Raw genomic sequence first — 12,285 nt, 5'->3', positions numbered from 1 at the left:
GGGTCCGGCGGTCCCTTTTTCTCTTCCTTCGGCGAGACCGGGCGCGGTGAGAGGTCCGCGGACCGGTCGTTCACGGGGTCAGCGGATCACGCGGCGGGCGCGTTCCACTGCTGGTTGGCCGCGCCGGTGCAGTCCCATATCTGCAGCCGGGTGCCGTTGGCCGAGCTGGGTCCCGTCGCGTCCAGGCATCTGCCGGACTGCGGGTTGACCAGGGTGTTGCCGGCCCCTCTGGTCCACACCTGCGAACCGGTGCCGTTGCAGTCGTAGAGCTGGACCTGGGTGCCGTTGGCGGTGCCGGCGGCCGCGACGTCCATGCACTTGCCGAGCGCCTGGAGGGTGCTGCCGGTGGCGGTCCAGGACTGGGCGGTGCTGCCGTTGCAGTCGTAGAGCTGCACGGCGGCGCCGTTGGTGGACGAGCCGCCGGCGACGTCGACGCACTTGCCGCCGTAACCGGTGATGGTGCCGGTGTGGCCGCCGGTGTTCCCGCCGGTGCCGGGCGTGCCGGCCCAGGTGAAGGTGGCCGAGGCGCCGCCGGGCAGCGAGTAGGAGAAGTTCTCGTTGCCCCAGTTGACCCGCAGGGTCTGCGCGGAGGAGGACTCGTTGTAGGCGATGAGCGCCTTGGAGCCGTCGGGGTTGCGCCAGGCGACGTTGCGGACGGTGGAGTTGTCGGTGGAGGCGATCCGGGTCGCGCCGGGCTTCACGAACTTGGTGAGCTGGCCCATCGTGTAGTACTCGATCGTGTAGTCCACCTGCCCGCTGCGGCTGTCACCGTTGTGCACGGTGATCAGGCCCGTGCAGGTGCCGCAGCCGCCGTTGTGCGGACCCATGTTCTGGTCGACCGCCAGGCTCCACTTGACCCAGCTCTGGCCCCAGTTGCGGGTGTAGTCGATCAGGTTCTCCATGTCCTCCTTCTGCTGGTTGGCGATCCAGGTGCCACCGGAGTGCTCGGTGTCGAAGGCGGGCAGGCTCGGGTACTGGTTGTGGATCGTGGTCTGCTCGCCGACGCTGCCGCCGTAGCCGTGCCAGGCGATCCCGCCGAAGTTGGGGTCGTCGCGCACCGCGGCGTCGGTGACCGTGGGGGCCGCGTAGCTGTCGTAGGTGTCCCAGTTCCAGTCCAGCGCCAGGACCTTGGTGGACAGCCCGGCTGCGTGCAGCGCGGGCAGCAGGTTGGTCTTGGTGAAGTACGCCAGGCCCGAGCCGTTCCACTGCGCCGACGGGTAGCCGCTGCAGCAGGTGGGCTCGTTCTGCACGGTGACGTAGTCCACCGGGACGCCCTGCGCCTGGTAGGCCTGCAGGTACTTGACGAAGTACTGCGCGTAGGCGGCGTAGTACTGCGACTCCAGCCAGCCCTGGCTGTAGGCGTCGTTGTCCTTCATCCACGGCGGCGGGGTCCACGGGGTGGCCATGACCTTGACGCTGGGATTGAGCTGCCGGGCCTGCTTGGTGAGCGGGACGACGTCGGCCAGGTCGTGCGCGATGGAGAAGTGCGCCAGGCTCGCGTCGGTCTGGCCCGCGGGCATGTCGTCGTAGGTGTAGTTGCCGCGCGCCAGGTCGGAGGCGCCCATCGGGTTGCGCAGGAAGCCCAGGCCGATGCCGTTCACCGGGTCGAAGAGCTTCTGCATGACGGTGTTGCGGGTGGACGCCGACAGGGCGCCGCTGCTGTTCATCAGCCAGGCGGCGGTGTCGGTGAAGGACGCGCCGCCGCCGGTGAACTGCTGGTAGGTGGTGCCCTCGTCGACCGTCACGTTCTGGCCGGAGCCGCCGGTGCCGGAGCCGAAGGCCAGCGGGGCCTGCTGCTCCAGGCCCTTGACGACGTTGCGGCCGCCCGCGTCGCTGGTGGTGGTGAGGTAGACCTGCACGCTCTCGCCCGCCGCGTGCGCGGTCGTGGGTACGGCGAGCATGGGGGTGACCGCCGCGGCCGCGGCGGTGAGGGTCCCGACGATGACGCGTCGCAGTCGGGATCCGGAGGATCTGCCCGTGTGGGGCCGGGTTGCTGCGCTCATGGGTCGTTGCCTTTCTCGGCACGATGGCATGGGCCTGACATGGCTGGGTGCGCGGCGAGGGGGTCCGCACGCTTGTTTCACGCCTTGTTTCACGACTTATATCGCGACGTGATTTAACTAGGGCGCATCACGGCCGTCAAGGGATCGCACGCTGGGCGCAGGCGTGAAACGCCATGTAACGAACGGCGGTTGACCGCTTCAGCGGGTGCCGCAGGCGGGCGCGCGGGCAGGGCGCGCGGGCGCAGGGCAGGTGAATACGGGCGGGCCGCGAAGCGCGCGGCCCGCCCGTACCGGCGCGGCGGTCAGGCGCCGCAGGGCGCGGTGCTGCCGCGGGGGACGAGGGCCGGCGGCGGGAGGACGATGTCGGGGACGGGGGTGCCCTCGATCAGCGAGAGCAGCGCGGTCGCGGCCCGCTCGCCGTACTCCATGACCCGCCGGCTGACCGCGGTCAGCGCGGGGTGCACCAGCCGGCACAGTTCGCTGTCGTCCCAGGCGACGAGCGAGAGTTCGCCCGGCACCGACACGCCCATCTCCTGGGTGACGCTCAGCGCGGCGACCGCCATCACGTCGTTGTCGTACACGATCGCGGTGGGCCGCAGCGACCCGGACAGCAGCCGCCGGGTGGCCCGCGCGCCCTCCTCACCCGAGTAGTCGGTGTAGACGCACGGCACACCGTCCAGGCCCAGTTCCGCGGTGGCGGCGTCGAAGGCCTCGCCGCGCTCCCTGGTGTGCACGAAGTGCGCGGGGCCGGCGACCCGGGCGATCCTGCGGTGCCCCATCGCGGCCAGGTACGCCAGCGTCTCGCGCACCGCGGCAGCGTCGTTGATCCACACCGACGGTACGCCCGAGCTGATCGACGCATGGCCGATCACGACCGCGGGCAGTCCCAACTCGGCGACCAGGGCGAGCCGGTGGTCCTGCTCGCGCAGGTCGACGAGCAGCACGCCGTCGACCCGGCGCTCGCCCCACCAGCGGCGGTAGGCGACCTCCTCGGCCCTGGCGTCGTCGGTGACCTGGAGCAGCAGCGCGGTGCCGGTCGGGGCGAGGCCCGCCTCGACACCGGAGATCAGCTGCATGAAGAACGGCTCGATGCCCAGCACCCAGGCCGGGCGGTCCACCACGAGCCCGATCGCCCCGCTGCGCCCGTCGGACAGCGCCCGGGCCGCGCTGCTGGGGTGCCAGCCCATCCGGGCGGCGATCTCCAGAATCCTGGCCCTGGTCTGCTCCGAGACCCCCGCCTTGCCGTTGAGCGCGTAGGACACGGCACCCTTGGACACACCTGCGGCCTCGGCGATGTCGGCGATGGTGGGACGCTTCTTGGGGCTCATGTCGGCCTCGATACGGCAGGGCGGCCCGCGGGCCGTGAACGGGTTCGGTCGCGTGGGGGGCGTGATCGGCCCGCACACCTTAACAACGCGGAACCCGCCCCGGCACGGCCCTTCGCGCTCCCGGAAGGCCCCGTGCGCTCAACCGGTTGAGTACTGACCGGTCACGCCCGGGTCGCGGAGATCTCCAGCCGCACGTAGTCCGCGACCGGCTCGGCGAGGCGTGCCGCAACGGCCGTGACGAACGGTTCGCGGTCGGCGTCCGGCATCGGGTCCAGGTGGGCGCCCAGGATCACGGTGGCCAGATAGGCCTCGAACTGCTCGCCCTGCTCGAACCTGGCCGGGTCGGGCCGCAGCGCCACCTCGACGTCGGTGAAGCCGGCCGCGGCCAGGCGCTGCCTGGTGTCCTGCTCGCCGGCGAAGTCCCACATGTCGGGAGCGCCGCCGAGGACGTCGGCGACGGCCGCGTTGACCGCCGCGATGTTGCCGCGGCCGCCGCACTCGGTCACCAGGCGGGCGCCGGGGCGCATCCGGGCGGCCAGCGCGGAGAAGAGCGCGGCGTGGTCCTCGATCCAGTGGAAGGCGGCGACGCTGAACACCGCGTCGACCTCGCCCTCGAAGGGCAGCGGCCGGGTCAGGTCGGCGTGCACGACCTCGACCCGGTCCAGCCGGCCGGCCAGCCGGTCGCGCAGCTGGTCCAGCATGCGGACGGAGCCGTCCACCGCGACCACGCGGCCGTCCGGCAGCAGGTCGAGCAGGCCCTCGGTGTCGCGACCCATGCCGCAGCCCGCGTCCAGTACCCTCTCGTCACCCCTGAGCGGCAGCCGGGACAGCGTGCGCCGCCCCCAGCCGAGGTGCGGCAGCGGCAGCGAGTCGTAGGTCTTCGCGTCCCATTCCCGAGGCATGGCGTGGTGCTCCCGTCGTCACGTGCGGCATCTCCCGCCGCGGCTCGGCGAGTTCACGGCCCACGCTACGCCCGACAGTCCGCATCGTGACACCGCCGTCTCATAATGTGGATCAGAGAGTGGTCGACCAGGTGGGTTTGCGGTCCTTGTCGACCAGGGCGGCGCGCACCCCTTCGTGGAAGTCGGCGGTGCGGGCGGTCCTGCACGCCAGGTCCAGCTCGCGCGCCAGGCACTCCTCCAGGGTCGAGCCCGCGCCCGCCCGCAGCAGGTCGAAGGTCGTCGCCAGGCTCGCCGGCGAGGCGCTGTCCAGCAGCGCGAGGGCGTCGCCCGCCCACTCCTGCTCCTTCGCCTCGGCCGCAAGACGGTCCCGCAGCTGCCCGAGACCGGGGGCGGAGAAGCAGCGGGCGATCGCGGCGGCCTGCCCGGCCGGCGGCGCCGGGGGCGGTGCGGCGAAGCGCCGCAGGACGGCGTCGGGGCCGTCACCCGTCTGCGTCAGCGCGGCCTCCAGCGCGGGCAGGTCGGCCGCGGGCACGTAGTGCGTGGCGAGCCCGCAGGCCACCGCGGCGGCACCGCCGACCCGCGCGCCGGTCAGCCCCAGGTACCAGCCGAACGCGCCCGGCAGGCGCGGCAGGAAGAAGCTCGCGCCGATGTCGGGGAAGAAGCCGATGGCGGTCTCCGGCATGGCCAGCCACGCGCGCTCCGTCACCACCCGGGCCGAGCCGTGCACCGAGATGCCCAGGCCGCCGCCCATCGCGTAGCCGTCGATCAGGGCGGTGTAGGGCTTGGGGTAGCGGGCGACCAGCGCGTCGAGGGCGTACTCGGCGGTGAAGTACGTACGGACCGCGGTGTCGTCACCGGCCATCCCGGCAGCCCGTACGGCCAGGATGTCGCCGCCCGCGCAGAACGCCTTCGGCGAGCTGCTGCGGACGACCACGGAGCGCACCGCGGGGTCGGCGGACCACTGCGTGAGGGCGTCGGTCATGAGGCGGACCATCGTCAGGTCCAGGGCGTTCAGGGCGACCGGGCGCGACAGGGTGATCACGCCCGTGCCGTGCCGGGTGACCCGGGTCTGAACGGAATTGCCGGGCTCCTGGGTGTGCATGGGGCTCCCCTGGTTCGTGCCATGCCCTGCGCGGGCTGCGGCTCCATCAAAACACCCGGCCCGCGCGGCCCCGGGACGGGCTGCCCTTGCGGTGGGCGGTCGCCTCTCCCCCGGTGGGCGGCCGGGCGCGCAGTTCCCCGCGCCCCTGGTGGGTCCACTCTTGCGCGGACAGGGCGGGGGCGGCCCCGGGGAATTGATAAGGTCGGGTGGAGCCGTGACTGGCGCGCTGGGATGGGGTCAACCATCGGGGAGCGGCTCGTCGTGACCACAAGAGCCGTGCGCCTGGGCCGTCCCGTATCCGACGACCGGAGGACCGCCATGGCAGAGCCGTACAGCACAGAGACGATCGCCTACCGCAGCGCGCTCGAAGTGATCCGCGGGGTCGAACCGCGGGTGGCCGACGCCATCGCCGCGGAGCTGGCAGACCAGCGCGAGATGCTCAAGCTGATCGCCAGCGAGAACTACGCCTCCCCCGCCGTCCTGCTGACGATGGGCAACTGGCTCAGCGACAAGTACGCCGAGGGGACGGTCGGCCGCCGCTTCTACGCGGGCTGCCGCAACGTCGACACCGTGGAGTCCCTGGCCGCCGAGCACGCCCGCAACGTCTTCGGCGCCGCGCACGCCTACGCGCAGCCGCACTCCGGGATCGACGCGAACCTCGTCGCCTTCTGGGCGGTGCTCTCGCAGCGGGTGGAGACGCCCGGGCTCGCCAGGGCCGGCGTGCGGCAGGTCAACGACCTGTCGGAGCAGGACTGGGCGCAGCTGCGCGCCGAGTTCGGCAACCAGCGCATGCTCGGCATGTCGCTGGACGCCGGCGGCCACCTCACCCACGGTTTCCGGCCGAACATCTCCGGCAAGATGTTCGACCAGCGCAGCTACGGCACCGACCCGGAGACCGGGCTGCTCGACTACGAGGCGCTGCGCGCGACGGCCCGCGAGTTCCGCCCGCTGATCATCGTGGCGGGCTACTCCGCCTACCCCCGGCTGGTGAACTTCCGCATCATGCGGGAGATCGCCGACGAGGTCGGCGCGACCCTGATGGTCGACATGGCGCACTTCGCGGGCCTGGTCGCCGGCAAGGTGCTGACCGGCGACTTCGACCCGGTGCCGCATGCGAACATCGTCACCACCACGACCCACAAGTCGCTGCGCGGCCCGCGCGGCGGCATGGTGCTGTGCGACGACACGCTGGCCGAGCACGTCGACCGGGGCTGCCCGATGGTGCTCGGCGGGCCGCTGCCGCACGTGATGGCGGCGAAGGCGGTGGCGCTGGCGGAGGCGTCCCGGCCGGAGTTCGGCACGTACGCGCAGGCCGTCGTGGACAACGCGCGGGCGCTGGCCGAGGGCCTGCTCACCCGGGGCGCGAAGCTGGTCACCGGCGGCACCGACAACCACCTGGTGCTGATCGACGTGTCGGGCTACGGCCTGACCGGGCGGCAGGCCGAGGCCGCGCTGCTGGACTCGGGCATCGTCACCAACCGCAACTCGGTGCCGCAGGACCCGAACGGCGCCTGGTACACCTCGGGCATCAGGATCGGCACCCCGGCGCTGACCACCCGCGGCCTGGGCGTGCGGGAGATGGACGAGATCGCCGGGCTCATCGACACGGTGCTGTCCGGGACGACGGCCGCGGCAGCGCCCAAGGGCGGGCTGTCCAAGGCGCACCACGTACTGGACGCGGCGGTCGCCGACCAGGTCGCCAAGCGGGCGTCCGACCTGCTGTCCGGCTTCCCGCTCTACCCGGGCATCGACCTGAGCTGACCGCGGGACACATGCGAGGGGAGGCCCGGCCGTTCGGCCGGGCCTCCCCTCGCATGTGCACGGTCAGCTGACGGACCAGAGCACTCCGTGGCCCGCGACGGCCAGCACGGCCTGGATCACCAGGCCCGCGACGCCGAGGACGAGGCCGAGCAGGGCGCGGCCGCGGCGGCGGGTTCCGCGGGTCAGTGCGGTCAGGGCCAGCACGATCGCGGCCGGGCCGAGCACCAGGTTGAGGACCAGCAGGCCGGGCAGGCCGAGCAGGAAGGACGCGACGGCCATGCCGTCGGCGTCCCGGGTCTGCGCGGCCGGTGTGCCGGTCGCGACCGGGTGGGCTGCGGTGTTCACGGTGTCCTCTCCTGAGACGTGGAGGTCGACGGGTGGTTCGGGATACGTCCTGGCACGTGCCGGCCGGCGGTCACCCGCGGTGCCGGGCGACGGCCTCGCGTACCGCGAACGCGGCCAACCAGGCGGCGATCGCGGCGGACGCGACGGTGAAGGCGGTGAGCGAGATGTGGGCGCTGGTGCCCATCAGCACGCCGATGAACATCAGGAGGACGACGAAGCTCATGTCGGCTGCACCTCCGAGGAGTTGACGTTTGGGATAACACTTGTTCACTGAGTACGACCCTACAGTGGCGAGACTCGGCGAACAGCTGTTTACTGAATGACATGAGTCACACACCGGGCGCCCGGCAGGCCCAGAAGGAGCAGACCCGGCAGGCACTGCTGGACGCGGGGCTGCAACTGCTCGACCGCCAGAGCCTCAGCAGCCTGGGACTGCGCGAGGTCACCCGGGCGGTCGGGGTCGCACCGGCCGCCTTCTACCGGCACTTCCCCGACATGGCGGCGCTGGGCGTCGCGCTGGTCGGCGAGGCGCTGGGCAGCCTGCACGCGGTGATCAGGGACGCGTTGGCGGGCGGGCAGGACGCCGAGGACCTGATCGACCGTACGGTGGCCGTCACTGCGGCCTACGTCGACGAGCACCGGGCGCACATCCGCTTCATCGCCAGGGAGCGCTACGGCGGGGTGCAGCCGGTACGTGCGGCGATCGCGGCGGAGCTGGGGCGCTTCACCGACGAGGTGGCCGCCGGGCTCGCGCCGCAACCGGCGTCGGCCGGCTGGAGCGTGGCCGATCTGCGGGTGCTGGCGGGGCTGTACGTCGACCACATGGTGCTGACGGCCGCGGCCATCATGGAGGTCCCGGAGGACGACCCGGCGGCTCGTGAGGAGATCACCCGCGCGGCCCGGCTGCGGATGCAGATCATCAGCCTGGGGCGCAGCCACTGGGCGGAGCGGGGGGCCTGAGCCCGCCTGCCCGGTCACGAACAGGCGAGCTTCCCGCCGGCCCGGTCACGAACAGGCGCGCATTCTCGCCTGCCTGGTCACGAACAGGCGCGATTTCCCGCGGCGCGGTCACGAACAGGCGCGATTTCTCGCCGGCGCGAGCGGTGAACCGCTCACGCCGGCGCCCTCCCCCCGGTGTCGCCGCACCTCCCTGCGCGAGCGAACCCGGCGCCCGAAGGCACCATTGCCCCCGATCATGGACCGGGCGGTCAGGCCGCGGGAGGACCGAACGTGCCAGGCCGCGGACACAACGCGCCAGCCCCGGCGTAGGCTGCGGGAGAGCGCTCCCACGCGGCGCGCACGACCGGCCGTCCCTGTCCGTCCCCTGTCCGTTCCGTGTCCGTTCCCCGCCCGTTCCGTGTCCGTCCCCACCTGCCGCGACCGCCGCAGGACGCTGTCCCGCCGAGGTGCCTGCCATGCCGTCCCCCACGCCGCCCGACGCCGCGCCGCCACCCGCCGCGCAGCCGGCCGGGACCGCCCCGCTGACCGACTGCGTCGTGGTGCCCAGGTTCATAGCCAGGGCCGCCGCACGCGGCCGCGCGGAGGCCGAGTCGCTGGTGCGGGCCGCGGGCACGCCGGACGTGCTCGGCGCCCCCGACACCGCGCGGACGCCGTCGGCCGGCACCTTCAGGCTGTGGCGCGAGGTGCTTCAGCACACCGGGAGGAGCGACGCGGGCCTGCTGGTGGCCGGGGAGTACCGCCACGGCTCCTTCGACCTCTTCGACTACCTGCTGAGCACCGCGCCCACCCTGGGCGACGGCCTGGCGCTGGCCGCCGCACACGTGCACCTGGTGAGCAGCAGCTCCGTGTTCGTCACCGAGGAGTCGGACGACGAGGTCACCGTCGCCTACGAGATCCTCCGCCCGGACGACGAACTGCGCGGCGTGGTGGCCGAGTTCGTGCTCGCGGCTCTCACCCGTCACCTGCGGCACGACACCGGGAGAGCGCTCTCCCCGACTCGGGTGTCCTTCGCCCACCGGGCACCGCGGCGGACCACGGCCTACGCCGACTGCTTCGGCGACGCCGCCGTGGACTTCGGCGCCCCCGCCGACTCGATCACCCTGCACCGCAGCGACCTGGCGCTGCCGATGGCCACCGCGGACCCGGCGCTCGCCGCGATCATCCAGCGGACCGCCGCCGCCTTCCCGCCCCCTCGGCAGGACCCCGCGGACCCCGTGCCGGGCCTGCGCGCCGCGATCCTGGCGCAACTGGCCGACGGCCGACCGTCGCTGGCCGGCGCCTCGCGCCGGCTCGCGGTCAGCCGGCGCACCCTGCAGAGGCGGCTCGCCGAGACCGGGACCACCTGGCGTGCCGAGCTCGACACCGTACGCCGCGAGCGCTCGGCGGGCCTGCTCGGCACCGGGTCGGCCCAGCGGACGGCCGCGCAGCTCGGCTTTTCGGAAACGCGGTCCCTGCGGCGGGCGATGAACCGGTGGGACACCCTCGACACCGACCGGGCCGCAGGACCGGCCCGCCGACCAGGACGGGAGGCGGTGGCGCCATGACCGACAGCCGCGACGACCGGCGGGACCTGCGGTCCGACGGACACGAGGAGCACGAGGAGCGCACCGAGGGCGGCGACCCGGTGTGCTGGCTGGACCGGGTCTGCAACGAGTGCGGCGCGATGCGCGAGGACATGGGGGCCGCCCGCTGCGCCCGTTGCGGCACCCCCTTCCACGGTGCCGGCGCCGACCGGGGCGACGCGCAGCAGCCGCCCGCCCGCTGAGGACGCCGAGGACGCCGAGGACACGGGGCCGCCTGGCGGCGGCGCCCGGCCCGGGCCGCCGTCCCCGGGGCGCGTGCAGGCCCGATCCGGTCGGCAGGGGGCGCGAAAATCGGCCGCACGCCCGGAAATGTCGGCGTTCGCGGGCGCAATCGGCGACGACGCTACTACCCTGAGTCGCCGGGCGGGGTGGAGCACGGCGGAGGCCGGGAGGACCGTATGGACGTGGACGGAGCGGACACGGCAGAACCCCAACGATCGGGCGGTACGCCGGCCGGCCAGCTGGCCCGGCTGCTCGCAAGAGCCGACAACGGCGCCGCCGCGGCAGGTGGACTGGACGCGGTCCGCCGCGCGTTGATGCACCACTGCGGACTCCAGTCGTGCCGTCACGCCAAGAGTCCGCGCCGGATGAACCGGCGGACCTTCCGGCACAGCTTCCTGCTGCCGGACGGCACCGTGCGGGTGCTGTGGGAGCTGGAACACGACACGGGTCCCGACGCGGTCCCGCAGCGCTCGGTCTTCGCCGAGCAGGAGGAGCTGACGCTCGCCGAGTGGGAGGTCGACACGGCCTTCGGCGGGACGACAGGGCCGCAGGAGCTGCCGTACGGCAGCAGCGGCGGCATCCGGCGGGAGCACGGCACCGAGGACCTGGACGCGCTGCTCGCGCCGGGCGGCGGGGAGAGCGCTCTGCGCCGGGCCTACACCGAGGGCGACTCGGCCGAGCACGCCAGGCGGCTGCTGCGCAGGGCGGCCAACGCCGGTGCGCCCGGCAGCGAGGTCGGAATCCGGCTGCGCGCGGCCATCGCGCACGACATCAGCATCGTCACCCGCAGGTCCGCACTGGTCGCCGGCCGCCATGTGTCGTGGTCGCTGTACGAGCACGCGTTCCTGCTGCTGGACGGCAGCGAGCTGAGCCTGTGGGAGATCGACCACACCCGCACGCCCAGCGGCGACCCGGTGTGCGAGGTCTACGCCTCCCAGGACGCCGCCCTGGACACCGCGATCCGCCGGATCGAGGCGGGCTGACCGCGGCGCGGCAACCCTTGCGGTGCCGTCGCCGGGTGACAGGCGGTCAGCGGCGGCTCAGCGTACGGGCACGCCGGGGCCGGTGTGCTCCGCCCTTTCGACGGCCGCCGCGAGTGCGGCCGCGCTGATCAGCTCCTCGTGGGTGCCGGGACTGCCGCAGGCGTAGGCGCCGGAGACCGATCCGGCCAGCACGCAGGCGTCGAGCGGGGCGCCGGAGAAGCGGCTGTGCAGGAAGGCGGTGAGGAAGGCGTCGCCGGCACCGTTGCTGTCCACCACCGGGCGCTCCGGGGTGACGGCGGGGAAATGCCGCGGCGCGCTGTCGCCGCGCTCCAGCACGTGGCAGCCGGCGGCCCCGTCGGTGGCCACCACCAGGGCGGCCCTGCCGTGCTCCAGGATCTGCCGCATGACCGCGGGAATGCGCTCTCCGACGCTGGCGGCGCTGAGGAAGACCAGGTCGGCGCCGTAGGCCCAGGGGTGCACCGAGCTGTCCTCGCCGTCCCAGGCGTGCAGGTCGGTGGACACGGTGCGGCCGAGCCGCACGGCGTCGGCGAAGACGGCCTCGGCGTGCGGCGAGCGGGAGACGTGCACGTGCCGGGCGCGTTCGAGGTGGGGCAGGTAGAAGTCGCGGGGCAGCCGCAGGCCGTCCGGGTGGCGGCCGTCGTAGAAGGAGAAGCGGCGCCCCTCGCGGTCGACCAGGTTGACGCTGCGCGGGGTACCGGCCGGCGCCGGCAGGTGGCTGAAGTCCAGGCCGGCGGTGGCGTAGCGGCCCAGGATCATCCGGCCCTGCGGGTCGTCGCCGAGGAAGTCGACGAACTTCGTGGTCAGGCCGAGGGCGTGGAAGCCCAGCGCCACGCCGTTGCCGGTGTGCGCCACGTAGTCCCTGATCGGCGGGACGCCGAGGGAGTCGCCGCCGGGGACGGCGAGTTCGTCGACCAGGACGATGGTGTCCACCCCGGTGCCGCCGACCACCAGCACGTCGTAGGCAGGCTCTGTCGGTGCGGTGGCGGTCATCCGTGCTCCCCGTCGTGGTCCAACGCGGCACAGCGCGCTGCAACTTGCAGCAAGAGATTACCGAAGGGTCCGCCGCCGCACCAGA

Annotated in this window: 12 protein-coding genes and 1 riboswitch; of the genes, 5 read left to right on the top strand and 7 right to left on the bottom strand. The window is 73.3% G+C overall.

The features are described from left to right. Nucleotides 1–86 precede the first annotated feature (86 nt). From NFU81_RS28710 to NFU81_RS28695, 4 genes are all read right to left on the bottom strand, one after another. Nucleotides 87–2,003: a ricin-type beta-trefoil lectin domain protein gene (locus tag NFU81_RS28710; RefSeq protein WP_422665310.1), complete on the bottom strand. Its 1,917-nt coding sequence runs from the start codon at nucleotides 2,001–2,003 to the stop codon at nucleotides 87–89. 302 nt (nucleotides 2,004–2,305) lie between these two features. Continuing rightward, on the bottom strand, nucleotides 2,306–3,331 hold the full coding sequence (locus tag NFU81_RS28705; protein ID WP_251495998.1) for a LacI family DNA-binding transcriptional regulator: 1,026 nt from the start codon (nucleotides 3,329–3,331) through the stop codon (nucleotides 2,306–2,308). A gap of 161 nt (nucleotides 3,332–3,492) precedes the next feature. Next, nucleotides 3,493–4,233: a class I SAM-dependent methyltransferase gene (locus tag NFU81_RS28700; protein WP_251495996.1), complete on the bottom strand. Its 741-nt coding sequence runs from the start codon at nucleotides 4,231–4,233 to the stop codon at nucleotides 3,493–3,495. Nucleotides 4,234–4,345: 112 nt separating this feature from the next. After that, the gene (locus NFU81_RS28695; protein WP_251495994.1) at nucleotides 4,346–5,335 is read right to left on the bottom strand and encodes an enoyl-CoA hydratase/isomerase family protein; all 990 of its coding nucleotides are present in this window, start codon (nucleotides 5,333–5,335) and stop codon (nucleotides 4,346–4,348) included. 204 nt (nucleotides 5,336–5,539) lie between these two features. Next, nucleotides 5,540–5,630: riboswitch (ZMP/ZTP riboswitch) on the top strand. 23 nt (nucleotides 5,631–5,653) lie between these two features. On the opposite strand from NFU81_RS28695, the gene NFU81_RS28685 reads away from it, so the two are divergent. Next, complete coding sequence (locus NFU81_RS28685) at nucleotides 5,654–7,096, top strand: glycine hydroxymethyltransferase (protein ID WP_251495992.1); 1,443 nt, start codon at nucleotides 5,654–5,656, stop codon at nucleotides 7,094–7,096. A 63-nt stretch (nucleotides 7,097–7,159) separates the two neighbouring features. Here the strand turns inward: NFU81_RS28685 and NFU81_RS28680 are convergent, their stop codons facing one another. Together NFU81_RS28680 and NFU81_RS28675 are read right to left on the bottom strand one after the other, a co-directional pair. Continuing rightward, nucleotides 7,160–7,375, bottom strand: a complete 216-nt coding sequence (locus tag NFU81_RS28680) for a DUF4190 domain-containing protein (protein WP_422665311.1) — start codon at nucleotides 7,373–7,375, stop codon at nucleotides 7,160–7,162. Nucleotides 7,376–7,511: 136 nt separating this feature from the next. Next, nucleotides 7,512–7,664, bottom strand: coding sequence for a hypothetical protein (locus tag NFU81_RS28675; RefSeq protein WP_251495987.1), 153 nt, complete (start codon nucleotides 7,662–7,664; stop codon nucleotides 7,512–7,514). A gap of 101 nt (nucleotides 7,665–7,765) precedes the next feature. Between NFU81_RS28675 and NFU81_RS28670 the strand changes: the two genes are divergently transcribed. From NFU81_RS28670 to NFU81_RS28655, 4 genes are all read left to right on the top strand, one after another. Then, nucleotides 7,766–8,401: a TetR family transcriptional regulator gene (locus tag NFU81_RS28670; protein ID WP_251495985.1), complete on the top strand. Its 636-nt coding sequence runs from the start codon at nucleotides 7,766–7,768 to the stop codon at nucleotides 8,399–8,401. Nucleotides 8,402–8,856: 455 nt separating this feature from the next. Continuing rightward, on the top strand, nucleotides 8,857–9,945 hold the full coding sequence (locus tag NFU81_RS28665) for an AraC family transcriptional regulator ligand-binding domain-containing protein (protein WP_251495983.1): 1,089 nt from the start codon (nucleotides 8,857–8,859) through the stop codon (nucleotides 9,943–9,945). Further along, the gene (locus tag NFU81_RS28660) at nucleotides 9,942–10,166 is read left to right on the top strand and encodes a hypothetical protein (RefSeq protein WP_251495981.1); all 225 of its coding nucleotides are present in this window, start codon (nucleotides 9,942–9,944) and stop codon (nucleotides 10,164–10,166) included. The genes NFU81_RS28665 and NFU81_RS28660 overlap by 4 nt, the downstream gene beginning before the upstream one ends. Before the next feature lie 216 nt (nucleotides 10,167–10,382). Continuing rightward, on the top strand, nucleotides 10,383–11,189 hold the full coding sequence (locus tag NFU81_RS28655) for a DUF6227 family protein (RefSeq protein ID WP_251495979.1): 807 nt from the start codon (nucleotides 10,383–10,385) through the stop codon (nucleotides 11,187–11,189). 57 nt (nucleotides 11,190–11,246) lie between these two features. On the opposite strand, the gene NFU81_RS28650 is transcribed toward NFU81_RS28655, so the two are convergent. Then, nucleotides 11,247–12,200, bottom strand: coding sequence for a carbohydrate kinase family protein (locus tag NFU81_RS28650; RefSeq protein WP_251495977.1), 954 nt, complete (start codon nucleotides 12,198–12,200; stop codon nucleotides 11,247–11,249). Nucleotides 12,201–12,285 lie beyond the last annotated feature (85 nt).

The sequence above is a fragment of the Actinacidiphila cocklensis genome, assembly GCF_907177275.1.
Classification (GTDB): Bacteria; Actinomycetota; Actinomycetes; order Streptomycetales; family Streptomycetaceae; genus Actinacidiphila; species Actinacidiphila cocklensis.
Note: the sequence above shows the minus strand (reverse complement) of the source record. Positions and strands in the feature narration are given on the sequence as shown.

Bases quoted from the DNA above. Each gene is read 5' to 3' on its own strand.
- NFU81_RS28710 (WP_422665310.1), bottom strand. From the start codon at position 2,003: ATGAGCGCAGCAACCCGGCCCCACACGGGCAGATCCTCCGGATCCCGA.
- NFU81_RS28705 (WP_251495998.1), bottom strand. From the start codon at position 3,331: ATGAGCCCCAAGAAGCGTCCCACCATCGCCGACATCGCCGAGGCCGCA.
- NFU81_RS28700 (WP_251495996.1), bottom strand. From the start codon at position 4,233: ATGCCTCGGGAATGGGACGCGAAGACCTACGACTCGCTGCCGCTGCCG.
- NFU81_RS28695 (WP_251495994.1), bottom strand. From the start codon at position 5,335: ATGCACACCCAGGAGCCCGGCAATTCCGTTCAGACCCGGGTCACCCGG.
- NFU81_RS28685 (WP_251495992.1), top strand. From the start codon at position 5,654: ATGGCAGAGCCGTACAGCACAGAGACGATCGCCTACCGCAGCGCGCTC.
- NFU81_RS28680 (WP_422665311.1), bottom strand. From the start codon at position 7,375: ATGGCCGTCGCGTCCTTCCTGCTCGGCCTGCCCGGCCTGCTGGTCCTC.
- NFU81_RS28675 (WP_251495987.1), bottom strand. From the start codon at position 7,664: ATGAGCTTCGTCGTCCTCCTGATGTTCATCGGCGTGCTGATGGGCACC.
- NFU81_RS28670 (WP_251495985.1), top strand. From the start codon at position 7,766: ATGAGTCACACACCGGGCGCCCGGCAGGCCCAGAAGGAGCAGACCCGG.
- NFU81_RS28665 (WP_251495983.1), top strand. From the start codon at position 8,857: ATGCCGTCCCCCACGCCGCCCGACGCCGCGCCGCCACCCGCCGCGCAG.
- NFU81_RS28660 (WP_251495981.1), top strand. From the start codon at position 9,942: ATGACCGACAGCCGCGACGACCGGCGGGACCTGCGGTCCGACGGACAC.
- NFU81_RS28655 (WP_251495979.1), top strand. From the start codon at position 10,383: ATGGACGTGGACGGAGCGGACACGGCAGAACCCCAACGATCGGGCGGT.
- NFU81_RS28650 (WP_251495977.1), bottom strand. From the start codon at position 12,200: ATGACCGCCACCGCACCGACAGAGCCTGCCTACGACGTGCTGGTGGTC.